Annotated in this window: 28 protein-coding genes; 11 read left to right on the plus strand and 17 right to left on the minus strand. The window is 70.8% G+C overall.

Annotated elements, in window-relative coordinates; all coding sequences use genetic code 11:
* Window position 1 precedes the first annotated feature (1 nt).
* Window positions 2–652, plus strand: coding sequence for an RES family NAD+ phosphorylase (locus tag QEZ54_RS17850; RefSeq protein WP_281305765.1), 651 nt, complete (start codon window positions 2–4; stop codon window positions 650–652).
* 21 nt (window positions 653–673) lie between these two features.
* On the opposite strand, the gene QEZ54_RS17855 is transcribed toward QEZ54_RS17850, so the two are convergent.
* The 4 genes from QEZ54_RS17855 to QEZ54_RS17870 all read right to left on the minus strand — a co-directional run bounded on the left by QEZ54_RS17855 (window position 674) and on the right by QEZ54_RS17870 (window position 4,892).
* Window positions 674–1,486 carry a hypothetical protein gene (locus QEZ54_RS17855; RefSeq protein ID WP_281305766.1) on the minus strand — a complete coding sequence of 271 codons (813 nt, stop codon included), beginning with the start codon at window positions 1,484–1,486 and terminating at the stop codon, window positions 674–676.
* A gap of 29 nt (window positions 1,487–1,515) precedes the next feature.
* On the minus strand, window positions 1,516–2,346 hold the full coding sequence (locus QEZ54_RS17860) for a hypothetical protein (RefSeq protein WP_281305767.1): 831 nt from the start codon (window positions 2,344–2,346) through the stop codon (window positions 1,516–1,518).
* A 411-nt stretch (window positions 2,347–2,757) separates the two neighbouring features.
* The gene (locus QEZ54_RS17865; RefSeq protein WP_281305768.1) at window positions 2,758–3,738 is read right to left on the minus strand and encodes a hypothetical protein; all 981 of its coding nucleotides are present in this window, start codon (window positions 3,736–3,738) and stop codon (window positions 2,758–2,760) included.
* Between the two features lie 95 nt (window positions 3,739–3,833).
* Window positions 3,834–4,892 (minus strand): hypothetical protein, encoded by a 1,059-nt coding sequence (locus QEZ54_RS17870; protein ID WP_281305769.1) that lies wholly within the window; start codon window positions 4,890–4,892, stop codon window positions 3,834–3,836.
* A gap of 653 nt (window positions 4,893–5,545) precedes the next feature.
* Between QEZ54_RS17870 and QEZ54_RS17875 the strand changes: the two genes are divergently transcribed.
* The 4 genes from QEZ54_RS17875 to QEZ54_RS17890 all read left to right on the plus strand — a co-directional run bounded on the left by QEZ54_RS17875 (window position 5,546) and on the right by QEZ54_RS17890 (window position 8,237).
* The gene (locus QEZ54_RS17875; RefSeq protein WP_281305770.1) at window positions 5,546–5,830 is read left to right on the plus strand and encodes a hypothetical protein; all 285 of its coding nucleotides are present in this window, start codon (window positions 5,546–5,548) and stop codon (window positions 5,828–5,830) included.
* 245 nt (window positions 5,831–6,075) lie between these two features.
* Window positions 6,076–6,606 carry a hypothetical protein gene (locus QEZ54_RS17880; protein WP_281305771.1) on the plus strand — a complete coding sequence of 177 codons (531 nt, stop codon included), beginning with the start codon at window positions 6,076–6,078 and terminating at the stop codon, window positions 6,604–6,606.
* Window positions 6,607–6,689: 83 nt separating this feature from the next.
* Entirely contained in the window at window positions 6,690–7,352 is a 663-nt protein-coding gene (locus tag QEZ54_RS17885; RefSeq protein WP_281305772.1) for a hypothetical protein, read from the plus strand.
* 207 nt (window positions 7,353–7,559) lie between these two features.
* The gene (locus QEZ54_RS17890; protein WP_281305773.1) at window positions 7,560–8,237 is read left to right on the plus strand and encodes a hypothetical protein; all 678 of its coding nucleotides are present in this window, start codon (window positions 7,560–7,562) and stop codon (window positions 8,235–8,237) included.
* Window positions 8,238–8,454: 217 nt separating this feature from the next.
* On the opposite strand, the gene QEZ54_RS17895 is transcribed toward QEZ54_RS17890, so the two are convergent.
* On the minus strand, window positions 8,455–11,280 hold the full coding sequence (locus QEZ54_RS17895) for a LuxR family transcriptional regulator (protein ID WP_281305774.1): 2,826 nt from the start codon (window positions 11,278–11,280) through the stop codon (window positions 8,455–8,457).
* A gap of 178 nt (window positions 11,281–11,458) precedes the next feature.
* On the opposite strand from QEZ54_RS17895, the gene QEZ54_RS36390 reads away from it, so the two are divergent.
* The 5 genes from QEZ54_RS36390 to QEZ54_RS17915 all read left to right on the plus strand — a co-directional run bounded on the left by QEZ54_RS36390 (window position 11,459) and on the right by QEZ54_RS17915 (window position 15,571).
* The gene (locus QEZ54_RS36390) at window positions 11,459–11,752 is read left to right on the plus strand and encodes a hypothetical protein (protein ID WP_348650552.1); all 294 of its coding nucleotides are present in this window, start codon (window positions 11,459–11,461) and stop codon (window positions 11,750–11,752) included.
* Window positions 11,749–13,686: a M4 family metallopeptidase gene (locus QEZ54_RS17900; protein WP_348650553.1), complete on the plus strand. Its 1,938-nt coding sequence runs from the start codon at window positions 11,749–11,751 to the stop codon at window positions 13,684–13,686. Before QEZ54_RS36390 ends, QEZ54_RS17900 begins: the two co-directional genes overlap by 4 nt.
* Before the next feature lie 126 nt (window positions 13,687–13,812).
* Window positions 13,813–14,730, plus strand: coding sequence for a hypothetical protein (locus QEZ54_RS17905; RefSeq protein ID WP_281305775.1), 918 nt, complete (start codon window positions 13,813–13,815; stop codon window positions 14,728–14,730).
* A gap of 173 nt (window positions 14,731–14,903) precedes the next feature.
* The gene (locus QEZ54_RS17910) at window positions 14,904–15,320 is read left to right on the plus strand and encodes a phage holin family protein (RefSeq protein ID WP_281305776.1); all 417 of its coding nucleotides are present in this window, start codon (window positions 14,904–14,906) and stop codon (window positions 15,318–15,320) included.
* Window positions 15,321–15,322: 2 nt separating this feature from the next.
* Window positions 15,323–15,571, plus strand: a complete 249-nt coding sequence (locus QEZ54_RS17915; RefSeq protein ID WP_281305777.1) for a DUF3618 domain-containing protein — start codon at window positions 15,323–15,325, stop codon at window positions 15,569–15,571.
* Window positions 15,572–15,651: 80 nt separating this feature from the next.
* Here the strand turns inward: QEZ54_RS17915 and QEZ54_RS17920 are convergent, their stop codons facing one another.
* The 6 genes from QEZ54_RS17920 to QEZ54_RS17945 all read right to left on the minus strand — a co-directional run bounded on the left by QEZ54_RS17920 (window position 15,652) and on the right by QEZ54_RS17945 (window position 19,447).
* The gene (locus tag QEZ54_RS17920) at window positions 15,652–16,344 is read right to left on the minus strand and encodes an LPXTG cell wall anchor domain-containing protein (protein ID WP_281305778.1); all 693 of its coding nucleotides are present in this window, start codon (window positions 16,342–16,344) and stop codon (window positions 15,652–15,654) included.
* A gap of 287 nt (window positions 16,345–16,631) precedes the next feature.
* Window positions 16,632–17,840, minus strand: coding sequence for a cell wall anchor protein (locus tag QEZ54_RS17925; protein ID WP_281305779.1), 1,209 nt, complete (start codon window positions 17,838–17,840; stop codon window positions 16,632–16,634).
* Window positions 17,841–18,034: 194 nt separating this feature from the next.
* Window positions 18,035–18,373, minus strand: a complete 339-nt coding sequence (locus QEZ54_RS17930) for a YnfA family protein (protein WP_281305780.1) — start codon at window positions 18,371–18,373, stop codon at window positions 18,035–18,037.
* Window positions 18,374–18,399: 26 nt separating this feature from the next.
* Window positions 18,400–18,663: a hypothetical protein gene (locus QEZ54_RS17935; protein WP_281305781.1), complete on the minus strand. Its 264-nt coding sequence runs from the start codon at window positions 18,661–18,663 to the stop codon at window positions 18,400–18,402.
* Entirely contained in the window at window positions 18,660–19,097 is a 438-nt protein-coding gene (locus QEZ54_RS17940; RefSeq protein WP_281305782.1) for a MerR family transcriptional regulator, read from the minus strand. The genes QEZ54_RS17935 and QEZ54_RS17940 overlap by 4 nt, the downstream gene beginning before the upstream one ends.
* The gene (locus QEZ54_RS17945; RefSeq protein WP_281305783.1) at window positions 19,094–19,447 is read right to left on the minus strand and encodes a hypothetical protein; all 354 of its coding nucleotides are present in this window, start codon (window positions 19,445–19,447) and stop codon (window positions 19,094–19,096) included. Before QEZ54_RS17945 ends, QEZ54_RS17940 begins: the two co-directional genes overlap by 4 nt.
* Before the next feature lie 300 nt (window positions 19,448–19,747).
* Between QEZ54_RS17945 and QEZ54_RS17950 the strand changes: the two genes are divergently transcribed.
* The gene (locus tag QEZ54_RS17950; RefSeq protein WP_281305784.1) at window positions 19,748–20,524 is read left to right on the plus strand and encodes a M15 family metallopeptidase; all 777 of its coding nucleotides are present in this window, start codon (window positions 19,748–19,750) and stop codon (window positions 20,522–20,524) included.
* A gap of 54 nt (window positions 20,525–20,578) precedes the next feature.
* Here the strand turns inward: QEZ54_RS17950 and QEZ54_RS17955 are convergent, their stop codons facing one another.
* The 6 genes from QEZ54_RS17955 to QEZ54_RS17980 form a co-directional block, all read right to left on the minus strand.
* Window positions 20,579–21,253 carry a cytidylate kinase family protein gene (locus QEZ54_RS17955; protein ID WP_281305920.1) on the minus strand — a complete coding sequence of 225 codons (675 nt, stop codon included), beginning with the start codon at window positions 21,251–21,253 and terminating at the stop codon, window positions 20,579–20,581.
* Window positions 21,254–21,304: 51 nt separating this feature from the next.
* The gene (locus QEZ54_RS17960) at window positions 21,305–22,246 is read right to left on the minus strand and encodes a hypothetical protein (protein WP_281305785.1); all 942 of its coding nucleotides are present in this window, start codon (window positions 22,244–22,246) and stop codon (window positions 21,305–21,307) included.
* Window positions 22,247–22,363: 117 nt separating this feature from the next.
* Complete coding sequence (locus QEZ54_RS17965; protein ID WP_281305786.1) at window positions 22,364–22,786, minus strand: DUF4259 domain-containing protein; 423 nt, start codon at window positions 22,784–22,786, stop codon at window positions 22,364–22,366.
* A 144-nt stretch (window positions 22,787–22,930) separates the two neighbouring features.
* Window positions 22,931–24,241 carry a Dyp-type peroxidase gene (locus QEZ54_RS17970; RefSeq protein ID WP_281305787.1) on the minus strand — a complete coding sequence of 437 codons (1,311 nt, stop codon included), beginning with the start codon at window positions 24,239–24,241 and terminating at the stop codon, window positions 22,931–22,933.
* Window positions 24,242–24,253: 12 nt separating this feature from the next.
* Entirely contained in the window at window positions 24,254–25,267 is a 1,014-nt protein-coding gene (locus QEZ54_RS17975) for a hypothetical protein (RefSeq protein ID WP_281305788.1), read from the minus strand.
* Between the two features lie 11 nt (window positions 25,268–25,278).
* Complete coding sequence (locus QEZ54_RS17980) at window positions 25,279–25,812, minus strand: hypothetical protein (RefSeq protein WP_281305789.1); 534 nt, start codon at window positions 25,810–25,812, stop codon at window positions 25,279–25,281.
* Between the last annotated feature and the right edge of the window lie 36 nt (window positions 25,813–25,848).

Consider the following 25,848-nt stretch of genomic DNA (forward strand, 5'->3'; position numbering starts at 1 on the left):
CATGCCGGCCAGCCCACCACCAACCGGTCCGGTCCTGCCTCGTCACTTCCTGCTGCCGTCCGGGACGATGGTCTGGCGGGTGCACGAGGATCGATGGAGCTCCGATGCATTCAACCCCAGCCGAGCGGATCCGCATTTTGGCGGATCCCGTTTTGACAGCACGCCGGATGACCCATACGACTTCCTCTACCTCGCCGGCTCCGAGGAGGCGGCGCTGAGCGAGGTACTGGCCAGGGACCTATGGCCCAACAGCGACGGGGACCGCCTGCTCGCTTACGCGTCGGTGGCTGGCCGCTGCCTGTCTGCGCTGGTCACGACCCGCGAGCTGCGCCTGGTGTCGCTGCGGTCGACACTGGACCTCGCGGCAGTGGGTCAGGACGAGTGGCTGGTGAACACTGATCCCAGCCACTACGGGCAGACCCGGGCGTGGGCGCGCTGGCTGCGTCAAGCCAGTGATACGGCGCAGGGTCTGGCCTGGCAGTCGAACCGCCATCGCCCCACCTCGGCGTTCGTACTCTTCGGCGACCGCTGCCTCGCGGGTACCCTGGCGGTCCTGCACAGCCATACGCGTCCGCTCTACTCACCGGACGGTATCGAGTGGCTTAACGATCGGCTGCGCGCCTACCGGATGCGGGTAGAGCCGCCACGTTAGGCCGCAGCCACTGGCTGAGTCTCATAGCGTCGGCCAGGCCGGCTCCACGTCGATGCCCCAGTTGTGAATGGCGGCCCGGACATACTCAAGGTCCCGGGCCGCCTCCGCAGAGCGACCGCACAGCCGAAGTGCTTGGGCTCGGAGCATGTAGGCGGTCAGAGTCGTCCGGTGATGGCGGCCGAGCCGCTGCTCGTGCTGGCCGATCAGCGAGGACACCAGGTTCAGTGCCTCAGTCGCGTGAACATCGCCGTCAGGGGTCACTTCGTGAAGGCTCAGCAGGGTTCGCACCTGGTTCGTCCGAGCCTGCTGGGTGAACTCGTGGTGGGCACCACACATGGCCGTCCGTGCGGCGACCTCCTCCCGCAACAGCCCCAACGACCTCTTCAGGTCGTCGGCGGTACCGCGGTCACGCAGCGCGACAGCCAGGTTCGCGCGGGTGATGCAGGTGCGGTAGTTGTGAGCGCCGAGGATCTCCGTACGGAGGGCGAGTTCCTTCTCGTACAGCCGGACCCCCTCATCCAGGTCGCCGACAGCTCCTCGCGCACGCACATACCGTGCCTCGTACGACCGGATGCTCATCATGGTGGTGTGGCCGTCCTCGAGGTGCCGCCCTGCGCGGTCGTGCAGCTCGCGCCAGGCCGTGACCGAAGCCGCGGCGCTGCGGGACTTGCTGCGAATCTCCTCGATGGTGCATTCGACGAGGAAGCCTGTGACGCAGTCCTCGCCTAGCTCCGTACGCGCCTCGTTCAGCAGCACGAGCAGTTCGTCAACTTGGCCCGTGCGGTCGGCTAGGTGCTGGGCGACCTCCAAACGTGCGACGAAGTAATCGGGCATCTGCGCCTCCTCCCGCTGATCAGCCACCGTCATCGCACACGAGCCCCGAGCAGGTCGAGCAGTAGCCGCAACTGGGGTGAGAGCTGATGCTGCAGCCTGTCCCGCTCGTCCTCGGGCATGTCGCCAAGGCGACAGGCCAGGTGCGCCAACGATTCATTGATGAGCGCCGCTACGCTCGGAGTGCTGTCGATAGCTTCCCCGTCGAGCAGTGCGAACAGCTCACCGCGTACCCCGTTGAGCACTGCCAGCGCGGAGAGGCCGAGTGGATCGACAGCCCGGCGCACGACCTCACCGAGCAAGGAGGTGATGCGCGGCACAAGAGAGTCGTCAGCGCAGATCACCAGTAGGTCCTCGATCACCGCTATCGGCGGTGCGGCCCCCAGCGCAGTCGCGAGGGCCGGATGTCCCTGCGCCCAGGAGGCCGTGACCCGCACGAGGGTCTCTGCGGCCAGGCGACGGTCGTGATGGTTGGTTCGGCTGAGCTCGAAGAGCCAACCCTGCCGAAAAGGCCAGTAACTCCAAACCTTCGCCTCGGCGACCAGGCCCATACCGATCTGGAACGGCCCGGGCTGCTGACTGCGACCGATGTCGTCTCGACAGGCGTGCAGCAATGAGGTATCCGCGGACGGACCGAACTGGTGGTAAAGCGTCGACTGCGGCAGGCTCACGCTGGCCAGCACCTCATCGCGGTGAAGAGGCACCAACCCCGTCGTCGCGATGTGCACAGCGAGTGCACGGATGTGCAACGCCCTGGTACGGCCCGGTGCCAATTGCTTGGTATACCAGTTTGCGGTGCTTGTGGAGGCAAGCTCGTGAGTCAGGCAGGCTGTCGTCATACCGGGATCACCGGAGCCTTCCATAATCCGTTCGTATGGTGGGGAAGCCGGCTTCGTGTGTCTCTCCTGTGAGACGGCACGACCTTAAGCGACATGCGCTCGAATGTCCGGCGAACGCTGGGTATCGGTAAAGTAACACCCCGTTAGGGGTGTCGGATCGTCTTAACGGGCGGCGCGGCGGTCGTTGTAGGCGCGGTGGCCGAGCCGGATTACTCCAGCACCCGGCACTTTTTGTCCAACACTTCTACCAGTCCGGCAGCTATTGACCTGTCATCCGACGTGCTGTCCATTTTCTTGCCTGTGGCGCCCCGTCTATCGATGCGATCGTGCAGTTGCAAGAGCCGTTCACCGATAGATGGAAACCACAGGAAGGAGATGTCCCATGTGTATTCGACGGTCGGGTCCCCCTGACGGTGAGAGCGAGTAACGTTTCGGTCATCCCGATCCGGCCGGCAGCCATGCAGCCCCATAGGCCAGCCCGGGTCGCAGATGGGTGAAATCGCACCGGAACATGCCGAATCGGTCGCCCGCGATACGGCTTCCGACGGGCACTGGATCGTCCAGGACCCGCGGGGACAGCCCATCGACCCGCTGCACGTGCGCGCCGTGCAGACCGGGCGGCAGTTGGAGCAGTAGCCGGAAGCTGCGGCACGGACGCAGTGGCGTCAGTACGTAGTGCGGCGCGATTGGACGATCGACCCCGAGACGTATCCGCACCGCGACATCGTGGCACTCCTGAACTTCCAATGGCCGCGGTAGCTCCAGCGTCCAACGGAAGAACCTCAACCCGACCCGCTCTATCTCCAGTACCCGCATACCATGCAAGGGCTCGAGTTCGATGCCGTCCGCGCGACCGGAATCCAGGCGGTGCGGCGGCACGCACAAGGACAGCTCGATACGCTCCAGGCCGTTCCGGGCGGCGCGGACGGTACGACGTTCGATGACCTCGACCCCTAACTGGTCCAGGCGCACCACGGCCTCGACCGCGTCCAGCACCCAGTCAGCCGCATCCGGATCCGACCGGGGCATGCTTTCGTCCGTGGTGTCGGCGAGGTCGGCTAGCAGGCTTAACGCCTCGTCGGCACGTCTGCGCACCGTCCTGCTGTCACAGAAGCGCATCGAGGAGACTTTGGACAGACGATCCTTCAGGAAGGGGTCCTGTGGCCCGGGCGGCAGGCTGAAAGACGCGAGCAGCAACTGCCGCATGTCCTCGGGCATGGATTCGGTCAGCGTCATCAGGCGCAGGTGCACCTTGCGCCGTAGGGCTGCCGGAGAGTCGGCATCGGCCACTCCGCACAGTCGCCGCAACTGCGGCCCTACGCGGTCGGCTATGTCCGAGGCGAGCAGAGCTCGCCCACGGCGGCAGCGAATCAGTTCGTCCCTGAGGTCCTGGCCACGCATCGACATGTCAGCCATGAGGCGAGGCTAGTCAGCCCAGCAGTCCTAGCGATATGTCGTGGCACCCGATGTCCAGGACCCGCCCAGGAATGGTCCCGATTCCGCATGACGGGTCAAGCCGCGCTGGAGAGCCCGCGTTTGATCAGGTCCGCCTCTCTTGGATGGACTGCCGCAAAGTGAATCTGCCAATCGCCGTCGCCGCGCAGCTCCTCCTGTACGGTCTGCCAGATTCTCAGGAAGCTCTGCGCCGGGTCCAGGCCGCCGCGTCCTGCGCCCAGCAGCGGAAAGCATATCGAGGACAGCGAGGGCACGTGCCGGTCTCGTTCTGCTCGCGCCAGGGCGAAGACGTTTCGAACTGCTCGCTCCAAGACCGACAGCGCCACGTGGTATTCGTTCGTACCCACGCGCGGTTGTGCGATCGCGGCATGATAGATGCGCCGGTATGCCAGCTCGGCTGCCGGGTCGACGGAGGTGCCGGCGACCGTGCCCGGCACCACCTGCCCGGTCACGCCGTGCGTCACCCGCCATTCCCGCAGCGCATCGGCGACCGAGTCGACCAGAATGCCTTCCTCGGCGTCCTTTGGGGCCCCGGCCCACCGTAGCGTGGCCGCTACCGACTTCTTGTAGACGCCCGCCAGCTCCATGTAGGTGTTGGTGGGATTAACCACGATGTCGACTCCGCGGATCAGGTCAATGGAGGTGCAGTGCACCTGGACCAGATGCACTGCCGCGTCGACCCGCACCCGCAGGACCACCGGGCTGGCCAACCATTCCGCCACGCCCGTGTCGGTGAGCACATCGGGCCACAGTGCTATCACTTCCGCGACCTGATCCAGCACGATGGGCTCATAGTGCTTGCGAAAACGATCGACACCCACGCTGTAGGACCGGGCTGCCGCCTTCCGGCGATCCTGCGCGGCCTTGTCGCGGTCGCCGGGCAGCAAGCCGAACGTGTGCTCTGCCGCCGACCGCAGCCGGACGCTGTCTAGCAGCGCGACGGCCTGCCGGAGCATCTCCTCCAGGTCCGCGGGAGAAGAGCCGCCGACCCGCGAGGATGCGAGTGCCGCCAGAGCCGGTACCACAGCCGTACGCAGCCGGACCAGCCCCAGTACCCGGACCTGACGCAGATCGGCCACCACCTCATCGCGGGTGGGTACGGCATGAGGCATCATTGACCGAGCATGCGGCACCCCGGACCGTTCGGCAATGCCGAGATCGGCAGGGATCGACCCATAGGCTGTGCGTACGACGACGTCTTCTCAGTACCTGGCACGCCGGTGTTGCGGCTGCCGGCGGTCCGACGGGAAGCTGGGTGTCGGGCGCGGCGGGGAGTGCGCCGGGCGATACCGGGCTGCCGAACCGGTACACGCCCTTCCAGTTGCCGATGAGGCGGAGTGGTTTGTCGGGCGTGCCAACCCAGGTGTTGAGTTGGCGGTCGGCGTCGAGGTATGTGATGCGTACGCCGAACTCGTATAGGCCCTGGCGGGCGTTGACGTCCATTTTGATGCCGGCGTCGTCCCCACGTGAGGCCGTGAACGTCGGTCCGAACGGAGCAGCTCTGGCTCACGGGATGTCGGATCGCCGCCCGGGGTTGGGAACCCCGCATCCTGGTCGGTGACTGTGCCGACCGAGTCCGACTGCGGCGTCCCGAGTGAAGTTACCGACCAGGCGCCTGAGGTCACGCAGTGCAACAATCCGGTCACGCAAGGCCCGACCGCGACCCGCACCCGCAACGGTGTGACTACCAAAGCGTGGATCACCAACAGCGACGTCGCCCGTGCCATGCGCGACGGCACCGTCACCAGGACCAAGCGCGCGGAATGGGGTGTACGACACCCTGGCAAACGGCAAGGGCAAGCTGAGCTCGGCGATCCGATACTCGGGCAGCAACGCCTACACCGTGCAGACCGATGCCTACGACGTCTACGGCCGCCCCACCTCCACTTCGGTGGTGCTGCCCGCGACCGAGACGAACCTGTGCACGGCGCCGACTGGACCAGTCCGGCGCAACCTTCGAGTGAGCGCCACAACCGTGAGCCGATCCGACCGACAGGCGCTCACCCTGCGACTTCAGGTCCAGCACGCGGCACAGACGTACAGCGAACCCTGAGAGGCTGGTATTTGCTGAGCCTTTGGCCTGGCACTCCGATCGCAGGACTGGCGCGGATGGCCAGCCAGTGCACGATGTCGCTCACGCGGGCTGGATGTGGGGATTGGACGGCACTACTGTCATAGTGCCGCGCCCGTGCTTCGCCTGCGGTCACGGAGAGACGGCTTCGGGTGGTACGCAGCGAGGAGGACGCGGACGTGTGGGGCACTGTTGCGCTGATCGTCTCCGGTCCCGTCATCTGGGGGATGCTCCGTAGGACCGCGGCCCCACGTACCCCGGCGGCCGCCTTCCTCAGTTCGTGGGTGATGCGCCTGAGTCTGCTGCTGTACGTGGTGGCCGACGTGATCCTGGTCCTGTCCGACACGCACAGCGCGGCCAACACCGTCGGCGCGGTGCTCTGGGGCGTTGCGGGGGTCCTCGCCGTCTGGGCGACAGCGCGCTGGCGCTACGGGCTTCCGGCCATCGTCGACCGCGGGTCAGCCAGGCAGGAAGCGGCCTGGCAGGCCGACGCCGAAGCCGGGAACCCGTACGCGGCACACGCCCTGGGGACCAGCCTCAAAGTGCGAGGCGAGCTCGACCCCGCCCGCCGGTGGCTGCAGGCCGCCGCCGAGGCCGGGTTGGCCGACGCCCAGTGGGACCTGGCGCGCCTGATCGACCAGGTGGAGGGCGCTGCGGCGGCTAGGCCGTGGGTCGAGGCCGCAGCGGCCGGTGGCCATCCCGCCGCGCGCGAACTGCTGCAAGCCGGTGGGGCGTACGGCACCGAAGTCGCGAGTTGACCCGGCCAGCCCGCCGGATCCCTGTGGCGTCACGTGCTTGAGATGGTCGTCCCATGCTGAGGCCGGGCGGGCGGGACAGATCCGTGCAGTTCATCGGGCTGGTCGGGCTCTACGCCCTGCTGGTCGCTCTGCTGGGTGCTGCGCTGGTCCTCGCCGTGCTGGTGGGGCGGGCGCAGCGGCAGGCGACGGCAGCCGAGTCCGCCGGACTCTGCGCGTCCACGGCCCAGCGTGACTGCCGGGTCGTGGAGGAGACGGCGGTGAGCCGCCGGACTGCGGCACCCGGCGGCGAGGGCGACGCGGACTCCTACGCCATCGCCACCGAGGCGCACCCCCAGCAGATCGCCGTCGACCACGACGTCTACCAGGCCGTCCACGTCGGCGACCAGGTCCGGCTCACCTCGTACAACGGGAAGATCACCCATGTCTTGATCGGCGGCAGGGACTGGGCGACGGGTGCCTACACCGACGCCGTCATAGGGCGAACGACGGTGCTGTGGGTAGCCGTGGCGCTGCTGACCAGCGTCTGCTGCGCCACGGCCAGCCGGCACCGGACCGGTCGGTTCCAGGGCTTCGCGCTGCTCCTGTCGGTGGTGGCCGCCGCGCTCATGTTCCTGCTCAGCGTGCCGCTGCGGACGGCACTGGCATCCGTCCTGGGCGCGGCACCCGCCGCGTACGTCGGGGCCGCTCTCATCGCCGCAGCCTGGGCCGTCGGCTGGATCCGGATCACCCGGCGCCACCACCTCTGACGAGTCGTCGCGCACAGCGCGACGCCCGGCCGCCTCGCCGTGCCAGCCCGGCAGCGCCGGCCGCAGGGTCACCCATCCGAGTGAACAGGGAGAATGAGTCGGGCGACGATCCATTCGCGACAGACCGTCGTGGCACCGTCAGCTGTCAGGCTCCGCCGGTTGACCGACCACTGCTGATCTGCCTGACCGTGACGGAAGGGAACTACCATGTCGCTCCTCCGGCGTGGCGCCGTGATGCTGGCGCTGGTGCTCGGCACCGTGGGTGTCGCCGTGCCCGCATCCGCGGCCGCGCCCCAACCCCGGGCGGTGTCGATCGCACAGGCGCGGACGTTGCCGGTCGGCAGCACCGTCACGGTCACCGGAACCGCGACCACCCCCTCGGGCTGGGCCGAGTCCAGCTCCTTCGACAAGGGATTCGGGCTGCAGGACCTCACCGCCGGCATCTACGTCAGCACCGCGGTCGACCCGCACGTCGCCCCCCGGGACCGGGTCCGGGTGACCGGCGAGCTGCGGGAGAGCTACGGCCTGCTCATTCTGGTTCCGGCTGGTCCGGCCGGGGTCACGGTGTACGGCCCAGGCTTGCCGGTGCCGCCCCGCTGGCTGGCCACCGCGGCGGTCGGCGAGAGCAGCGAGGGAAGCCTGGTCCGGGTGCTCGCGACGGTCGTCCAGGCGCCTGAGTCCGACCTGCCGTACGGGTACAAGTTCCTCGTCGATGACGGCTCCGGCGCACTCACCGTCTTCGTGACCACCCAGCCCGGCATCGACCTGTCCCGGGTCGCGGTCGGCCGTGCCGTCGTCGTGACCGGCTTCAGCAGCCAGTTCGACACCCACTACGAGATCATCCCCCGTTTCCAGTCCGACATCCTCGTCCTGCCGACCAGCTGAAGCAGCCCGTCGGGCCGGAGCTGGCCGCCGCGAATACGCGGCGACCGGCTCCGGCGGCTGCTGACCGAACCCGAGCGGGCTACCGCGGCCCAGCCCGAGGGGTCACCCCGGGCTGCCCAGGCCGCAGGACGCCGGCACCGTCCCCGGTGGGGGCGAAGGCTGCAGCGGGTACTGCTGACACCCGCGCAGGCGTGACCCGGCCGCAGGACGGACCGGGTCACGCCGGGCGGGACAGGTGGCGTACCAGCTGGGTGCGCGAGGTGACCCCGAGTTTGGCGTACACCCTGGTCAGATGCGCCTCGACGGCGCTGACGCTGATGAACAGCCGGTCGGCCGCCTGCCGGTTCGTGCACCCGGCCACGACCAGGTCGACCACCTGCTGCTCGGTCGCGGTCAGCCCGCCGGCCGTCTCGGCCCGCTCGGCCACCCGCCCGCCGACCCGCCCGGCCTCGGCCCGCGCCGCCGCGGCGAGCCCGACCGCCCCCAGCCGCTCGAACCGCTCCGCGGCGTCCTGCAGCAGCGCCCGCGCCTCCCGGAACCGCCGCTGCCGGCGCCGCAGCGTCCCGAGCGCGACCACCGTACGGGCCTCGTCGAACGGCAACCCCAGCTCGCCATACCGGCCGAGGGCGTCGGTGAGCGCGGCCTCGGCCGCGTCCTGGCCACCCGCCGCGTCCGCGGCCTTCGCGGTGGACACGCCCGCCGACAGCAGGATGCCGCGCGCCCGGGCCGCCCCCGCCCGCGCCCACGGATGGTCCAGCTCGGCGGCCGTATCGTCCAGCTTCTTCAGCACATCCCGGGCTTCGTCGAGCCGGCCTGCCTTCACCAGCGCCTCGATCAGGTCCGGCACGGCGGGGAACACCCCCGGATCCAGGTACTCGCCGTCGGCGGCGTCGGCGGCCACCCGCGACAGCAGCGCCGCAGCGGTCTCCGCGTCGCCGTCGAACAGCGCCGCCTGCCCCGCCGTACGCCTGCTCTCCAGCTGGTGCCAGAACACCGGCCCGGCGGCAGGGTCGGCGGCCAGCACCTCCACCTGCCGCAGCGCCTCGTCGGCGAGCGCCCGGTCGCCGGTGCCCGCCGCGACGGCCCCTCGGGCGCGCCACAGCACCTCGGCGGGCAGGATCAGCGCTTCGCCGTCGGCGAGCTCCGACAGGATCCGCGCGGCGTCGATCCAGTCCCCGACCCGGATCGCGGTCTCGAACCGGTGCAGGGTGAAGATGGTCGCCGACAGGTCCTCCTCCCGTTCCCGGGCGAGCTGCTGCAGCGCGTCCAGCAGCCGCTGGGCGCGGCCCACCTCGCCGCGCCACATCGCCCGCACCGCGCGTACCCGGTCGCCCTGGTCGTGCAGCGGCAGGTCCGGCAGGGTGCTGGGGTCCATCGTGGCCAGCCGGGGCTCGGGGTCGATGCCGAGCAGCGCCTCCATCCAGCCGGCCTCGCTGACGGCCTGGGCCCGCGCGGCGGGGTCGTCGAGCCCGGCAGTGATGTCGGCGGCCTCGGCGGTCCAGCGCAGGCCCTGCGAGACCGGCACGATCCCGTACGCCACCCCCGCGTTCGCGCGGTGGGCGAGGGTCTCGGCCCGCAGCCGCGGGTCCGCTTCGGCCAGGACCTCCTCGTACTGCTCCGGGGACAGCTCGGCGGCGGCCATCTGCGAATGGTGGAGCCGGGCACGGGCCCGCAGCGGACCGGGCGGTAGCGCCGCCAGGTGCGGGGCGAGCAGCGCGGCGCCGGTCTCGTGCTGCCCGGCCCAGTAGTACCGCTCCGCCGTGGCCACGAGGCGCTCGTCGTGGCGCGGATCGGTCCGGGGCGTGAACCGCCAGGCCTGCTCGGACAGCTCGGCCGTGGCCCGCATACCGCCCCGGTCGACGGTCGCCTCCGCGACCCGGGCGAGCTCGTCGGCGATCGCGGGATCGGGCGGGATGGCGCCGAACGCGGCGTGCTGGGCCCGCTCCTCGGCGTCGACGACCGTACCGGCGAGGATCCGGTGCAGGTGACGGCGGTCCGCGGGCGGCGCCTCGGCGCGGGCGACGGCACCGAGCAGCGGGTGCGCCAGCCGCACGTGGTCACCGCGGACGACCAGCAGCCCGGCGGCGGCAGCGTCCTCGACACCCCCGTCGTCGGATCCGGTCCGGTCGGCGCCGTCGCGGCGGAGGACCTCGCGGATGAGCCCGAGGCGCGGGTTGCCCACCAGCGACGTCACCAGCACGGCCCGGCGGGCGGCGGGGGAGGCCGCCGCCAGCCGCCCGCTGACCAGGGCGTGCAGCGACGAGGGCAGCGGCAGCTCGTCCCCGGCGCCGATCGGGTGGTCGGTGCGGCGCAGCGCCCGCGCGATCTCCAGGGCGAAGAACGGGTTGCCGCTGGACAGCTCGTACACCCGCTGGGCCAGGCGGGCGGGCAGCCCGTCGTCGACCAGGCGGCGGATCGCGTCCGGGTGCAGCGGCGGCAGCTCCTCGGCCGTCACCTCGGCGCGCAGGTCCGCCAGGTGCGGGGCGAGGCCGTCGCCGCCGTACGCCGCGCCGGGCCCGCCGGTACGCCGGGTCAGCAGCACGGTCACCTGCTCGTCGCGCAGCCGCCGCAGCGCGTACGCCACCGCGGCGGTGCTCGCCGCGTCGAGCCACTGGTCGTCGTCGATCGCGACCAGCACCCCGCCCGCGGCGGCCAGGACACGGATGATCGCCAGGAACCCGGCGCCCAGCGCCCGCGGGTCGACGGGGCCGCTCTCGTCGCGCAGCAGCGCGGCGTCCACCGCCCGCCGCTGCGGCGGGGCGAGCTGCGCCAGCACCTCGGGGCCGATGTGTTCGAGCAGGTCACCGAGGCCGCCGTGGGACAGCCGGGCCTCGGACTCGCACGCGCGGGTCTGCAGGACCGCATGCCCGCGCTGCTCGGCGTCGGTGACCCCGGCCTCCCAGATCGCGGTCTTGCCGATACCGGCCTGCCCGGTCAGCAGCACGATCCGGAATCCGGCCCCGGGCCGGGCGATCACGGAGCGTACGAGGGTGATCTGCTCGTCGCGGCCGAACAGCTCGCGCCCGGGTGGTGCACCGCTCACGTCATCGCCTTTCAAGATCCGTGGCGTGACTGTATCGGAGCAGCCGCCGGGGGCGGCAGCGGCAAACGTAGGGCAACCCCCACTACCGAGGGTCCGATCTTCGGCGGAGGGTGTGACTGCGTGAACGCGGCCCAAAAAGCACCCGCCGGCCGCGACCCCTCGGTTTAGGAGCAATCAGGTGAGGAAGACCCTCGCAGCTGTCGGCGTCGCGGTCGCCGCGGCCGCGTTCGTGGCCGTACCGGCGTCGGGAAGCGCCGCGGTGGCCGACGCGGCAGCCAGGGCCGGCTCGGTCGGCGCGAACGCCGCGGACATCCACGCCTCGGCTGGGGACGGCTACACCGTGACCCGCGTCGTGCGCGACCCCGACGGCACCACCCACACCCGCTACGGCCGCACCTACCGCGGCCTGCGGGTCTCCGGCGGCGACTTCGTCGTCCGCACGGCCGCGAACGGTCGTGGCGCGGGGCGATGAGCGCGCTGCGCTCGTCGCTGACGCTGAGCACCACCCCGAAGATCGGTGCCGACCGGGCCGCGACCTCGGCCAGGGCCCGCTTCTCCGGTTCGGTCACCGCCGTCGGCAAGGCCGAGCTGTTCGTCGACGCGTCCACCGGCACCGGCCGCCTGGCCTGGGAGACCGTGGTAGAGGGCTGGCAGGCCGACGGGCAGACCCCGTCGAAGCTGCACGTCGTCACCGACGCCGTCAGCGGCGCCCACATCGGCCAGTTCGACGAGATCGAGACCGTCGCGGGCACCGGCGCCAGCCTGTACAGCGGCAGCGTCACCGTCGACACCGCCCTGTCGGGCTCGACGTACGTGCTGGTCGACCAGGCGCGCGGTAACGCCCGCACCTGCGACATGAACAACGGCACCAGCACCTGCGCCAACTTCACCGACGCCGACAACAAGTGGGGCACCGGCACCACCGCCAGCCGCCAGTCGGCCGCCGTCGACGCGCACTTCGGCGCGGCCAGGACGTTCGACTACTTCAAGAACGTCCATGCCCGCAACGGCGTCTTCGGCAACGGCATGGGCGTGCCCAGCCGCGTCCACTACGGCAACGCGTACGCCAACGCGTTCTGGGACGGGGCCCAGATGACCTACGGCGACGGCGCCGGCAACGCCCGCCCGCTGGTGGCCCTGGACGTGGCCGGCCACGAGATGAGCCACGGCGTCACCGAGGCGCTGGTCTCCGGCGGCCTGACCTACTCGGGCGAGTCCGGCGGCCTCAACGAGGCCACCTCCGACATCTTCGGCACCGCCGTCGAGTTCTACGCCGCCGCAGCCGCCGACCCGGGCGACTACCAGATCGGCGAGAAGATCAACTTCAACGGCAACGGCACCCCGCTGCGGTACATGTACCAGCCCTCGCTGGACGGCGCGTCAGCCGACTGCTGGTCCACCAGCACCAGGAACCTCGACGTCCACTACAGCTCCGGCGTGGCCAATCACTTCGTCTTCAACCTCGCCGAAGGCACCGGCGCCACCGCGTACGGCACCAGCACCCCCTGCGGCACCGCCCCCGCCGTCACCGGCATCGGCCGCGCCAAGGCCGAGAAGATCTGGTACCGCGCCCTGGACGTCAACTTCCTGTCCAACACCAGCTACGTCAACACCGCCACCCCCGCCAACACCGCCCGCGCCCACACCCTCACCGCCGCCGCCTACCTCTACGGCAGCTGCTCCGCCGAGTACAAGGCCGTCCAGGCCGCCTGGACCTCCGTGAACGTCGCCGGCAGCGACACCGCCTGCCCGGCCGCCAACGACTTCACCCTCACCGCCACTCCGGCCGCCGGCACGGTCGCCCAGGGCGGCTCGCTGACCATCGCGGTCGCCGCGAAGCTGATCAACGGCGCCGCCCAGACCGTGGCCCTCACCGCCACCGGCCTGCCGACCGGAGCCACCGCCACGTTCAGCCCCGCCTCGATCACCTCCGCCGCGGGCACCGCCACGCTGACCGTCAAGACCGCGTCGACGACCCCGGCGGGCACGTACCAGGTGACCGTCACCGGCAAGGGCACCGGCGCCACCCGCACCACCACCTACGCCCTGACCGTCTACAGCCCGGGCTGCACCGCCACCAACGGCACCGACGTCACCATCCCCGACAACACGACCGTGAACAGCGCCATCGCCCTCACCGCCTGCGCCCGCAAGGCGTCGGCCACCAGCGCGGTGTCGGTGTCGATCTACCACCCGTTCCCCGGTGACCTGGTCGTGGACCTGGTCGCACCCGACGGCTCGGTCTACAACCTGGCCAACCGGACCGGCGGCAGCATCGACAACATCATCAAGACGTTCACCGTCAACCTGTCCGCCGAGAACGGCAACGGCACCTGGACCCTGCGCGTACGGGACGCCGCAACGGGCGACACCGGCCGCATCGACACCTGGACGCTGAGCCTGTAACCGGCTGCCGCACCGCGCCAGGCGCCACCCGCGAGCCGGGTGGCGCCTGGCGCGCATCCGCCCGCGGTGCTCCCGCGAGCGGGCTGAGGATTCCTCGGCTTTGCGTAGATGGAGTTCAATCGCCTCGTGAGCGGAGAACGCGATGACCAGGCCGGCGCGGCGCAGGCCGCACCGAGCAGGAAACAGGACTACCTGGCGCCTCTGTGTACTTGGGCGCTCGCCGGACTCGTCCTCACACTCATGGTCGTCGACGTCTTCGACCTGTACCAGGTGCCCTGGCTCAGCAAGCTGCTCAGCGCGTTCAACGACGCCGCGAGCCTGCTGCTGGGAGTCGGACTGGCCGGAGGCGCGGCTTTCCTCAGTTTCGGGCGGATGCGGGACAGGAACGTGAAGCCATGGCTGGCCATCGTTCCAGGCCTCTGCGCCGGAGTGCTGACCGGCGTCCTGCTGTGTGCCACGGTCGACGCGTCGCAGCCCACCCCGGACCTGGGCCTGCCGCAGACGACGCCGACATCGCCCACGCAGTCGGCCACCCCGCAGCCCGCTTCGACCAGCCGACCGCCTTCGACCTCCCCCACACCGTCGGCGACTCCGTCGCCCACCACCTCGCCGTCGAAGCGAACCGAAGCGTCGACTGAACCCAGCCCGGTGCCATCAGTAGCGGAAGACCCCGACCGCCACGTCAACGTGCAGCACGAACAGGTCGTCGAGCTGGACCAGATTCCGAAATACAACTGGGTGGACATCGAAAACTGGCGCCACGACGCCACAAAGCCCGGCGAGCTGCAGATCGACGCGCAAGGCGTGACCACCGCCCTCGGCGCGAAACTGGCGATCATGCCAGACACCCCGCTGCCCAACGAGGCGCGCTGCTCGCGGGTGACCGCCTGGCAGGACCGCGTGGAGTTCAGCTCCCTGCATGTCGGCAGCCAGCTGTGCGGTCGGAGCAGGGACGGGCGCTTCGCCTCGCTGGACGTGCGCCTGCTGCCGAACCCGGCTTCCGGCGACGGCCGGTTCATCTTCTACGGCATCACGTGGAACTGATCACCCAGAAGCAGCTCCTTCCCCGACGGTCGGCCGTAGCGGCTGGGCAGAACACGGCCCGGACCCGCTGACCGCCCCGCCGATGCCGCCGCAGCGCGCCAGGTCCGGCACGGGCCGTGGTTTCGGCGCAGAGCCGGACGGGCATCGGCTCATCGACAGGACAGGAGGAGCCGATGACGACCACCGCGCAGCAGTCGACACCGGAGCTGGTCAGACAGGCCGGCGAGCAGCTGTCCCACCTGGTGCGGACGGAACTGGCACTGGCCCAGGCAGAGCTACGTCACAAAGCCGGGCAGGCGGCCGGCGCGGCCGGACTGCTCGGCGCAGCCGCCTCCGCCGCCTTCTGGGCCGGGGGAGCGCTGACCGCCGCGGCCGTACTCGGCCTCACGCTGGTCGTCCAGCCGTGGCTCGCCGCGCTGATCACCGCCGCCGCGCTGCTGGCCGTAGCGTGCGTGATCGCGCTGGCAGGCCGGTCCCGGCTGCGCCGCCTCGGGCCGCTGACCCCGCAGCGCGCGCTGCGCGGGCTGCACACCGACGTGTCCGTGCTGACCCACCCGACGGCTGTCGCGACACACCCGGAAAGGACGTAGCCGTGGACCCGACCCAGGACGTCACCCACCTCGACGCCCAGGCCGCGGCTGCCAGAGCCGCGCTGGGCCAGACGCTGGCGCAGCTGGCCGACCGCGCCGACGTACCCGCCCGGCTCAAGGCCAAGTCGGCGGAGGTCGTCCACGAGACGTGGCAGACGGTCAACCGCCCCCAGACCCGGATGACCCTGGCGCTGGCCGCCGGTGCGCTCGCCGCGTTCGCGCTGGTACTGCTGGCCCGCCGCCGCCGCTGACCGCACCGGACACGGTGCCCGGAGACGGGCGAGGCCGCCCGGCCGTGACGGCCGGGCGGCCTCGCTGTCAGCAGGTGCGGTTACTCCGACGCCTCCAGGCGCCGCCGCCGCTGCAGGATGATCAGCGCGGCGCCACCGGCGACCAGCAGCAGACCCACCGTCGTGATGCCCAGCACCGCCGTACCGGTCTTCGGCAGGTGGTCGTCCGGGCTCGGCGTGACCACCGGCACCGACGGCGAGCCGGGCACCGACGGGTCAGGAGTCGGCGTGGCACTGGCCGAAGCGCTCGCACTGGCCGAAGCGCCGGCGCTGGCCGACGGGCTGGCGTTCGGGCTGCTCTGCGTACCGGGGCAGGTGTGCGTGAGCACGAACTGCGTCTTGGCGTCCTTCGAACCGCTGATCACCGCGGTGGCACCCGTCAGCGTCCAACCGGCGGGCAGCTTCACCCATGCCTTGCTGGTGCCGATCAGCACGATGCCGCTCGGGCTGTACGTCGGGATGGTGATCGACTGGTCGCCGCCCGGCGTGCTGAACTGCGCCGTCACGCTGACGAACACACCTGGGTCGGGGGTGCCCGACGGCAGGTTGAACACCCACACGTCGTAGCCGGCGAAGGGGCCGCCGCCCTGGTTGGCGCTGCACTCGTGCGTGCCGAAGCCGGACGCCGTGGTCGGCACGTTCCCGGGGTTGATGCCGATGTTCTCGTTCGCCGAGGCGGGCGTCGCGAACGCGAGCGCGACAGCGGCGCCGAGCACCGCGAACAAGCTGCGCATGAGGGGAAGCCGACGGCTGCCCATATACGTCCTCCGAGGTGGTAGCGGGTCACGGCCCGAGTGACGACACGCGGGTCCCGACCCGTATAGCGGCGTCCAGCCTTCACCCGTCACAGCCCGTCCCGGCGGTCCTGGCCACCCGACCGGCTGACCCGACCTGCCACGCCGCGATGCGGCACCCTAAACGGGCCCGGGTGCCCAAGGACCTCGCCGCTTCGACGGTTCTCCCTCCGGTGTCGGCCCGGTCGTCGCGCACGGCCGAGCCGACACCGTCCCCGCTGCCAGGATCAGCCTGCGGCGAGGCTGTGCCGCCGTCCGGCGGCGAGGTGGTCGACGTGGCTGAGGGTCGTCTGCGCGATGACCGGCGTCGTATTGATCAGGTTGCCGTAGGTGCCGTCGCCGAGCTGCCCGTTGAGGTTGGTCCCCCAGCCTTTGACGATGTCGTCGTCACTGTCCAACAGCGCCAGGACGTACTGGTCCCCGACCGCGATGGTCCGTACCCCCGACAGGTCCAGTACGTCGTCGGTCGGCCTGTTCCGCGAGGCCCCCGGCCCACCGGCGAAGCCGAGCCCCAGGTTGCCGAAGCCGTTGGTGCCCCAGCATTTCACCTTGCCGTTGCCGCGCAGCGCGCAGCTGAACGAGTTCCCCGCGCCCAGGGCCTGCACGCCGCTGAGGCCTAGTACGTCCACGGGCCTGTTGCTGAAGTCGCCGAAGACGCCGTTGCCGAGTTCGCCGTTCGTGTTGGAGCCCCACGCCTTGACGGTGCGGTCGTCGTTGCCCAGCAGCGCCAGCGTGTGGTGGAGATAGCTGGAGATCGCCTTGACGCCTGACAGCCCCACCACCTCCTCCGGCCGGAAGTGATCGCCGCCCGTGACGCCGATGCCCAGTTGCCCGACTTCGTTCCAACCCCAGGCCATCACCTTGCCGTTCTCGAGCAGCGCCAAGCTGTGGGACTGGCCCGCGGCGATCGCCTTGACATTGCTGAGCCCCGGGATCTCCACCGGCCGCAGCCGCGGCTCGCCCCCCGTGTCTCCGATGCCGAGCTGCCCATACGAATTGTTGCCGAAAGCGAGCACCTTTCCGCTGGCGAGCAGGATCAGGCCGTGGTACTCGCCGGCGGCGACTGCCACGGCTCCTTCGACTCCAGCCACCGCCACCGGGCTGAGGCGGTCGTCGCTAGAACCGTCGCCGAGCTGACCGGTGCCGTTCTCACCCCACGCGCGCACGGTTCCGTTGTCCAGCAGGGCTAGGCTGTGATCGCCGTTGGCGGCCAGCGCCTTTACCCCCTCCAGGCCGATGACGACTCCCGCCGTACGCCGGTCGGCCAGCGTGCTGTCGCCCAGCTGCCCGTGGTCGTTGATTCCCCAGGACACGGCCTGGGCCTGTGACAGCGCTGCCGCCCTCGCCGATGTGTCGTGCAAGACGACCGGCAGCGCCAGCAGGGAACTGGCGACGATCGCCCCTACCCGGCGCCTGCTGATCCCGAACGTTTCCATTGACGTTCCCCCGTTTATCCGAGCACTGGACCCGCAGTTCGCGCAGACGAACACGCAGGTCACGGACAGTGACAGATGTATCAGCAGGGCAGTGCGGCCTGTCCGCGACGCGCCAGCCGAAGAACCCGCGCCGGTGGTGGAACACCAGCCCAGAACCCGGTCACGGCAGCGATGAGTTCCAATGGTTCGCCGGCTCAGCCTTGGGCGCGTGGGGCGTACATGATGACGACGACGCCGATCAGGCAGATCGCCGCACCGATGATGTCGTACCGGTCGGGGCGGAACTTGTCGACCAGCACGCCCCAGGCCAGTGATCCGGCGACGAAGACGCCGCCGTAGGCGGCCAGGATGCGGCCGAAGTTCGCGTCGGGCTGGAAGGTCGCGACGAACCCGTAGGCGCCCAGGGCGATGACTCCGGCCGCGATCCACCAGAGGCCGCGGTTCTCCCGCCAGCCCTGCCAGACCAGCCACGCCCCGCCGATCTCGAACAGGGCGGCGAGGGCGAACAGCAGCATGGAACGGGCGACGGTCATGGCAGGCAGGGTATCGGCTCAGCCGGTCAGGACGGCTGGGAGCAGGAGCAGGCGCCGCCGGTGCAGCCGGTCGCATGGGCGCGGCGGCGGCTGGCCCACCACCAGGCGAGGCCGGTCAACGCGGCCAGGACCAGGGCGATGCCGGGCATCACGTCGCCGAGGTACGCCCAGCCCGCCCCGCCGAGGACCCCGGCGGCCACCAGGAGCGGGATCAAGCAGCACAGGGCGCAGGCGATTCCTGCGAGGCTGCCCAGGCTGCCGGGCAGGAGCCGGCGCAGAGTGATCTTCATCGGGTGGGTTCTCCTCGGTCGAGTGCGGCCAGTGGAATGGGGCAGCACGCGCTGGTGGCGCAGGTGGCCAGGTCGTCGCATCCGGCGTCGAGCGCGGCGCGCAGACTGGACGCGATGGCTTGCAGGTCGGCGATCTTCGTTTCGATCTCGGTCAGCTTGGTGGCGGCCCGCCGTTGCAGGCTGGTGTCGGCGCGGCGGCCGTGCCGGTGGGTGCCCAGGTCGACCAGTTCGGCCACCTCGTCAAGCGTGAACCCGAGCCGCTGCGCGGTCTTGATGACCCGCAGGAGTGTCAGCGCCTCGGCGGGGTAGAGGCGGTGCCCGCCGGGGCTGCGCCGAGGCTCGGCCAGCAGGCCCCGCCGCTCGTAGTAGCGCAGCGTCTGCAGGTTCACCCCGGCCGCCTCGGCCAGCTCCCCGCTGCGCAGTCCCGGATTCACCGCCGGGTCCGCTTCTCGTCGGCCCGCGCGGTCAGCGCGTCGAGCACGTCGACATGAGCAGGCGGCACTTCTATGTCCAGGACCACGTGCCCGGGGTCGACGGGCGTGATGCCGAAGACGAAGAAGGAGCAGCACCGGGATTCGCGGGCCGTCAGGTCCCGTACGGCGACGTCAAGGTCCGGGCCGCCGGTGAGCTGGAGACGCAGGTGCGTGGGGCTGTGCCGGGAGCTGTCGCGGACAGCCGCAGTGAACAGGTCATCGAACTCGGCCAGGCGCAGCGGTTGCTCGGCCGTCGGCAACGTGCACGCCTCAGGCACCCACGCCAGGCCCTTGGCGGGCTGATCGGTCATGGCATCACGGTAAGCCTGTACCCGGGTACCGGATGCAACCCGCGACCACCGGCGGCAACGCCGGCAGCCCAGCCGGACGGGCCCGACAATATGCCGTTCACCAGGCAAAACGCTATCCTTGCCGAAATGTGCGCCCCCGACAGCCCTTCGCCGTCCGCCCGACCCGCAGCCCGCCCGGCTGCGGTTCTCCGGCGCCGTCGCGGCGGTCGGGCAGCGGGAGCGGTCGCTCTCGCCATGCTGGTGAGCTACGCCCTGTCGGGCTGCTCAGGCGCTACGGCCGCGCCGGAACCGGACGAGAAGGTGCGAACCTCGACGGCGGAGACGGTTCGGGACACCGCGTCGGCGAGCCCGACGCCGCTGGCGGCCGGAACCGCCACCGCGGCCCCGGCCTGGCTGGGAACGCGAGTGCTCCCGGTAGGGCCGGACGGGTTCGCGGCAGCCCAGCAGACCCCGGCCGAGCTGCGCAACAGGTCGATCGCCACCGTCGACGACCTGCCCCCACCGGCAGACGGCCGCTTCCACGCCACCGTCCAGGCGGTGCCGGCCGACGTACTGGCCCGGTCCAGCTGGACCGACCACTGCCCGGTCGACGCCGCCGACCTGCGCTACGTCACGGTCGGCTTCCGCGGGTTCGACGGACGGGCCCACACCGGCGAGCTGCTGGCCAACGCCCGGGTAGCCGACGACCTGGTCACCGTGTTCAAGCGGCTGTTCGCCGCCGGCTTCCCGATCGAGCGGATGCGCATCTCCACCGCCGAGCAGCTGAACGCGCCGCCGACCGGCGACCTCAACACCACCGAGGTGTTCGCCTGCCGCCCGGTACGCGGGCGCAAAGCGTGGTCCCAGCACGCCTACGGCCTGGCCGTGGATCTCAACCCGTTCCAGAACCCGTACCGCAAGGGCAAGGTCGTCCTGCCGGAGCTCGCCACCGCCTACCTGGACCGGGCCGACGCCCGGCCCGGCATGGCGCAGCCCCGCGAGCAGGCCGTCCAGGCGTTCGCCGCGATCGGCTGGAAGTGGGGCGGCGACTACCGCTCCCTGAAGGACTACATGCACTTCTCCGCCACCGGCGGCTGAGCGACCGCGGCCGGATCGGCCGCGAACGGCGCGCTGGACCGCCGATCGGTCCGGTCAGTCTGCGCGGGTCTGCCAGAGCGGCCGCCCCGGCTCGTCGTTGTACACGATGATGTCGGCCAGATCCGTCGGGCGGACCGTGGCGAGGTACAGCTGCTGGGAGGGCAGGTAGCGCTCGCGCCAGCGCCGTCGCACGTCGGCGGGGGATGAGACGCCGCGCTCGCGGAGCACCGCGCGGTCGACGGTCTTCTCGAGCGCGGTCGACACGAAGACGCGCAGGTCCCACCGGTCGATCAGCTCCGGGCGCAGGAGGAAGACACCGTCGAAGACCAGCACGGCGTCGGCTGCGGCGGTCGTGACCGGCGGGGACAGCGCGGTATCGGCGGTGCGGTCGTAGACCGCGTACTGGAAGCGCCGGTCGCCGCCGGGGCCGAGCGGATCGAGCAGCACCCGCGTCAGCGCGTCGTGGTCGTGGGCGTCGAGGTAGCAGCCCTCGGCCGAGTACTCCCCGCGCCGGTAGCGCCGCGCCCGGGGTACCAGGAAATCGTCGATCGTCGCGCGGACGACGTCGCGGCCCCGCGCGCGCAGAACCGCGGCCAGCTCGTCGGCGAGCGTGGTCTTGCCCGCGGCGGGCGGTCCGTCGACCGCGACCCGCGTGGGGTGCGCGGCGGCGACGGACCCGACCGCCTGCGCCAGGCGGCCGATCAGCTCCGCCCGGGTGCCCCGCTCCACGCCGCGCCACGTCCTCATCTCGGGAGACGCCACCGTGATCCCGCCGCCCCGCTAGGCGGCGATGTAGCCGTTGAACACGTGGACGCCGTCGAAGGCGCCGTCGGCGTTCGCGCGGTTCGTGTTGAAGTACAGCTTGCCGTCGCTGATGCCGACGCCCTCGATCTCGAACTTCGTCGAGTACGCCGAGGACGTGATGCGGAACGACAGGTCGGTGGCGGCGGGCGCGGTCCCCGTCGTCGTCGGCGACACGTTGCGGTACACCAGCACGATGCTGCGGTTGTCCTTCGTCAGCGGGTTGTACAGCACCTTCTTGGCCGCGTCGTAGAAGAACCCCTGGTTGGCAAAGGTGTCCAGGTCCGGCACGGTGGCGCCGTTGACCAGGGCACCTGCGACCTGCAGGTCGAACGCCCTCGTCAGGTCGATGGTCCCCGACGAGGCGCGCAGCGGAAGGCTGCCGTTGTACACCGTCCTGCCGCTCTTGAACATGAACGTGATCGTGGTGCTGCTGACCGAGACCCGGTTCACCCCCGACGGCGCCGCCACGGCCCCGTTGAGGCGCAGCTGGTACGACCCCGCGTGGTAGTACGTCGTGCCGTCGTAGCGCAGCCGCACGAGCTGCGCCCCGCTCGAGTTCATGGTCACGACGAACATGTGGTGCTGTCCGTCGATGTCCACGATGGTCATGTCGTTGGCGTGCCCCAGCCAGGTGTTGGTCGTCCCGCCGCTGGTGCCGTTGGTCATCAGCACCCGCTCCCCGGTGGTCTTGTGCACCCGGTAGATCACCGACACGTCGTCGTAGTTCGTGTGGTTCTTGATCGAGTACAGGTAGGTGGATCCGGCCGCGAACCCTTGCGCGCCGGTGCAGCAGCCCGTGTCGGGCGTGCTCGCTATGTCGCTGTACGTGTTGTAGTAGGCGGCCTGAGCCGCCTGAGGCACGGCCAGCAGGCCGAGAATCATCGCGGCCGCCATGGCCAGCCGTCCGCCAACCCGCATGTCGTCCTCCCCAGGACTTCCGCCGACCCGGGGCCAGGCGGGCCCGGGCGTCATCGATTGCAGGCTATTGGTCGACGGTAGGCCGGTCAACGCGACGACGGCCGAGACGCCGTACGGTCAAGGCGCCGTTGCGTGCAGCTCGGCGCGCAGACCGCGGACCACCGCGAAGGCGGCGTCGCGATCGTTGGTCTCCTCCCACAGCTCGGCCCACTCGGAGTCCGCGGCCAGGACCCGGTCCAGGGCGCGGACCGCCAGCGTGGGCAGATCCGCCGGCACCTCCACCCGGTCGCCGCCGACCAGGAAGTCCGGCGCGTATGACGACGCCAGCGGCGCACCGCCGGGCAGCTGCGACCGGATGACGGCGGCGGCGGCGATGGCCCGCTCACCCTCGCGGGAGTCCAGGAAGCCGGTCTCCTCAGCCGCCTCGCGCAGCGCCTGCCGGATGAGGCCGACGCGTTCGGCCGGATCGGCATCCTCCAGTCCGTCGCACCAGTCCGCCGCGCAGTCGTTGTCGAACGGGCCGATGTCCCAGGTTCCCATGCCATGCCTCCCGGCTCACGATGTCGCGCGACTGTAGTGCCCAGGTGCGACACCGGGCCCGGGTGCGGGGCCACGGCGAAGTCGGTTGTCTGACCTGGATCGGCGATCTTCGCGGGAGATCACTGGGTGCGGTCGGGATTCGGGTCAGGCGGTTGGGTCGGCGAGCCAGCGCAGGGCGGACAGGCTGGGCAGGAACGCGTACTCGCCGCCGCGGGTGGTCACGAACCGGGGTACGTCGCACAGTTTGCGGCGCAGCGGCCGGCGCGGGATGACGTAGTCGCCGGGGCTTTCACCGGTGGCCGCGATCGGGTCGCGGGCGTCGCCGGAGCCGAAGAACACCCCGTCGTTGAGCCACTGCGTCTGCGCGAACTCGAACTGCCTGCCCAGGTGCGCCCCCACGAACGCGAACATCAGCCCCCGCTCGACCCCGTCGTCGTCGAGGACCCCCTCGGGCAGCAGCGGCCCGTACGCGGTGCCGCGGCGGATCATGCGGTGCAGGCGCACCTCCCCGGCCACGACGGCGTCGCGCGGGTTCGCCCGCCGGATGTGGCACGCCCCCGGGGTCACGAACCCGTCCGGGTCGTCGGTCTCGTACCCGAAGGTGTTGTTGCGCAGCCGGTCGGCGCCCAGCACCGGGTCGTCGCGCTCGGGCGCCAGGGCCAGCGGCGCCCCGCTGCGCCAGCGGCCCATCATCTTGGCCGCCAGCAGCTCCCGGTCGGCGTCGTCGGCCGAGTTGCCCGCCAGGAACCGGCGGAACGCCGCGACGTCCTGGTGCAGCTTGCGGAAAGCCACGTAGCTGCCGTTGCGGCCCAGGATCTCCGGCCGCGTCGTCTGCGTACCGCCGAGCTCGTCGGGGTAGCCGAGCACGAACTCGCCCGGGGCCAGGGGCTTCTCCAGCGGGTTGGAGCCCGCGACGCCGCTGCCGTCGACGGCGGGGTGGCTGATGCCGTCGCGGTAGCCGAAGTGCTCGGTCTCGGTCGGCGGGGCGTAGCAGTCCTGCCGCCAGATCGCCGTGATCCCGGTCAGCTGCTCGTACGCGGGCCGGGCCCGGTCCAGCGCCGCCTCAAGCCGCTGCTCGTCCGGGGCCAGCGCGACCAGCACCACGTGCACGTCGAGCGAGCCCAGCGGTTTGTCCCAGTGCTCCGGCGCGCTGGGCCCGACGTCACCCAGCGCGGTCGCGCGCGCGGCCATGCCCTGCCGGAACTCCCACGCCATGCTGTCCAGCGCCTCCTGCGGTACCCCCAGCGCTTTCAGGCCCTGGCAGGTGACCGCGACGCTGACCCACGTCTCCCCGAGCGGGCTGGCGGTGTCGGCGGCGGAGGTGACCACGGCCGCGCAGCGGCGCATCAGCTCGCGGCCGTGCGCCGGGTCGTCGATGCGGAACAGGATGTAGGTCGCCGCGTACGGCGACGGCCGCGGGCTGAGCACCCCGCGCTGGATGTCGTGCAGCTCCACCCCGGGCTCCGCTCACTTGGTGACGATGTTGCGCCAGAAGTTGCGCAGGCTGTCGTCGGCACCGAACAGCGTGCTGAAGATCGTCGAGTCGGCCATCAGGATCTCCCCGCCCCGCTCACCGGCGGCGGGCAGCCACAGGAACATGTTGAACTCGGTGTTGCCCGCCTCGGTGAACGGATGCGGCCGCGCCAGGTCGATCGGCTGGCGGCCCAGCACCCGCACGCTCTTCTCGTCCCCGCCGGTCACCGCGTAGTGCGGCAGGTGCATGTGGAAGTTGAACGTCTCCACCCCCGTCAGCCAGCCGCGCTCGTCCAGGTCCCGGTCGATGTTCAGCGCCGCGATCTTGCCCGGTTCGCGTACGGCCGGACGCAGCCCGTACCGGTTCTCCACCGGCACGCCCAGGCCCTCCATCAGCGAGCGGGTGTAGCGGCCGAACCGCTGCTGGCGCGGCACCAGGGCGTCGCCGTGGTGCAGGTACTCCATGTTGCGCACGGTCAGGTCGTCGTCGGCGCCGACGTCGTGGTGCGGGCCCAGCACCAGCCGGTTGCCCTCCCGGCCCGCCCACGCCCGGACCGCCTCGATCTCCTCGCTGCTGGCCTCCTGCCCGGTGACCATGTGGTCCAGGCCGAACACGAACAGGGTGTCGGTGTCGGCCAGGATCCGCTCGTCCAGCGGGGTGGTGAACCCGGCCTGGTCGACGCGCTGGTACATGGCCACCGGATGGCCGGTCGTCTCGGCGGTGAAGTCCTGGAACGGCGTCCACGCCCAGAAGAACAGCTCCAGCGTTCCGGCGATGGTCTGCTGGAACCGCATCGGGTCGGCGAACTCCGGCTTCTCGTACGCCGGCCAGGTCACCCGGCGCACCTCCGGCATGGTGGAGAACCGGTTGTCCAGCTTCAGCGGGTCGGCCCCGGACTCGGCCGGGTAGCTCCACGCCACGTAGACGCTCACCCGCCTGCGGCCGGGCGTGTACGGGCGGGGCTGGTGGCGGGTGTTGTACACCCGGGCGGTCGGCTGCTCGCTCATCGATCGGACCCCTACTGCATCTGGTCGAGCATCTCGGAGAAGGCGTTCCTGGCCCGCAGCGCCTTCTTGACCTCGTCGGCGGTCACGTACGGGTACTCGCCGTACTCCATGAAGCTGTTGGCCTGGTGCTCGCGCACGAACTTCACGAACGCCTCGGTGTTGGTCTTCCAGTCCTCGGGGAACCCGACCAGGTGCTCGAACACCGTGTCGACGCCGGCCTTGCGGAACAGCATCACGGCGTCCTCGGTGTACTTGTCGAAGTCGGTGTCGAAGATGCCCTGGTACATGAACCGGGTGTCGTCGTCGAACAGCACCCACCGCAGGTAGTGCAGCTTCAGCGGCTCCAGCAGGTACGGGTCGGTCTCCAGGGCCTTGGCCAGGGTCGCGCCGTAGCCGCGGATCGCCTCGGCGTGGCCGGGCTTGACCTCGGCGATGACGGTGAAGCCGTAGCAGGCGGGCGTGCGTGGGAAGATCGGCCCGTACTTGCCCTGCTCCAGCTGGCTGGTGTCGGCTGGCAGCACCATCGCCGCAGGTTTGATCTCCATGGCACCCCTATCGGGTCGAGTGACTGCACGGCTATC

The organism is Catellatospora sp. KI3, assembly GCF_029948125.1.
In the GTDB taxonomy this organism is placed as follows: domain Bacteria; phylum Actinomycetota; class Actinomycetes; order Mycobacteriales; family Micromonosporaceae; genus Catellatospora.

Bases quoted from the DNA above. Each gene is read 5' to 3' on its own strand.
- QEZ54_RS17890 (WP_281305773.1), top strand. From the start codon at position 7,560: ATGTCGCTCCTCCGGCGTGGCGCCGTGATGCTGGCGCTGGTGCTCGGC.
- QEZ54_RS17925 (WP_281305779.1), bottom strand. From the start codon at position 17,840: ATGGAAACGTTCGGGATCAGCAGGCGCCGGGTAGGGGCGATCGTCGCC.
- QEZ54_RS17920 (WP_281305778.1), bottom strand. From the start codon at position 16,344: ATGCGCAGCTTGTTCGCGGTGCTCGGCGCCGCTGTCGCGCTCGCGTTC.
- QEZ54_RS17980 (WP_281305789.1), bottom strand. From the start codon at position 25,812: ATGGAGATCAAACCTGCGGCGATGGTGCTGCCAGCCGACACCAGCCAG.
- QEZ54_RS17870 (WP_281305769.1), bottom strand. From the start codon at position 4,892: ATGATGCCTCATGCCGTACCCACCCGCGATGAGGTGGTGGCCGATCTG.
- QEZ54_RS17860 (WP_281305767.1), bottom strand. From the start codon at position 2,346: ATGGAAGGCTCCGGTGATCCCGGTATGACGACAGCCTGCCTGACTCAC.
- QEZ54_RS17930 (WP_281305780.1), bottom strand. From the start codon at position 18,373: ATGACCGTCGCCCGTTCCATGCTGCTGTTCGCCCTCGCCGCCCTGTTC.
- QEZ54_RS17910 (WP_281305776.1), top strand. From the start codon at position 14,904: ATGACGACCACCGCGCAGCAGTCGACACCGGAGCTGGTCAGACAGGCC.
- QEZ54_RS17855 (WP_281305766.1), bottom strand. From the start codon at position 1,486: ATGCCCGATTACTTCGTCGCACGTTTGGAGGTCGCCCAGCACCTAGCC.
- QEZ54_RS17965 (WP_281305786.1), bottom strand. From the start codon at position 22,786: ATGGGAACCTGGGACATCGGCCCGTTCGACAACGACTGCGCGGCGGAC.
- QEZ54_RS17900 (WP_348650553.1), top strand. From the start codon at position 11,749: ATGAGCGCGCTGCGCTCGTCGCTGACGCTGAGCACCACCCCGAAGATC.
- QEZ54_RS17880 (WP_281305771.1), top strand. From the start codon at position 6,076: ATGCTCCGTAGGACCGCGGCCCCACGTACCCCGGCGGCCGCCTTCCTC.
- QEZ54_RS17975 (WP_281305788.1), bottom strand. From the start codon at position 25,267: ATGAGCGAGCAGCCGACCGCCCGGGTGTACAACACCCGCCACCAGCCC.
- QEZ54_RS17945 (WP_281305783.1), bottom strand. From the start codon at position 19,447: ATGACCGATCAGCCCGCCAAGGGCCTGGCGTGGGTGCCTGAGGCGTGC.
- QEZ54_RS17865 (WP_281305768.1), bottom strand. From the start codon at position 3,738: ATGGCTGACATGTCGATGCGTGGCCAGGACCTCAGGGACGAACTGATT.
- QEZ54_RS17935 (WP_281305781.1), bottom strand. From the start codon at position 18,663: ATGAAGATCACTCTGCGCCGGCTCCTGCCCGGCAGCCTGGGCAGCCTC.
- QEZ54_RS17960 (WP_281305785.1), bottom strand. From the start codon at position 22,246: ATGCGGGTTGGCGGACGGCTGGCCATGGCGGCCGCGATGATTCTCGGC.
- QEZ54_RS17850 (WP_281305765.1), top strand. From the start codon at position 2: ATGCCGGCCAGCCCACCACCAACCGGTCCGGTCCTGCCTCGTCACTTC.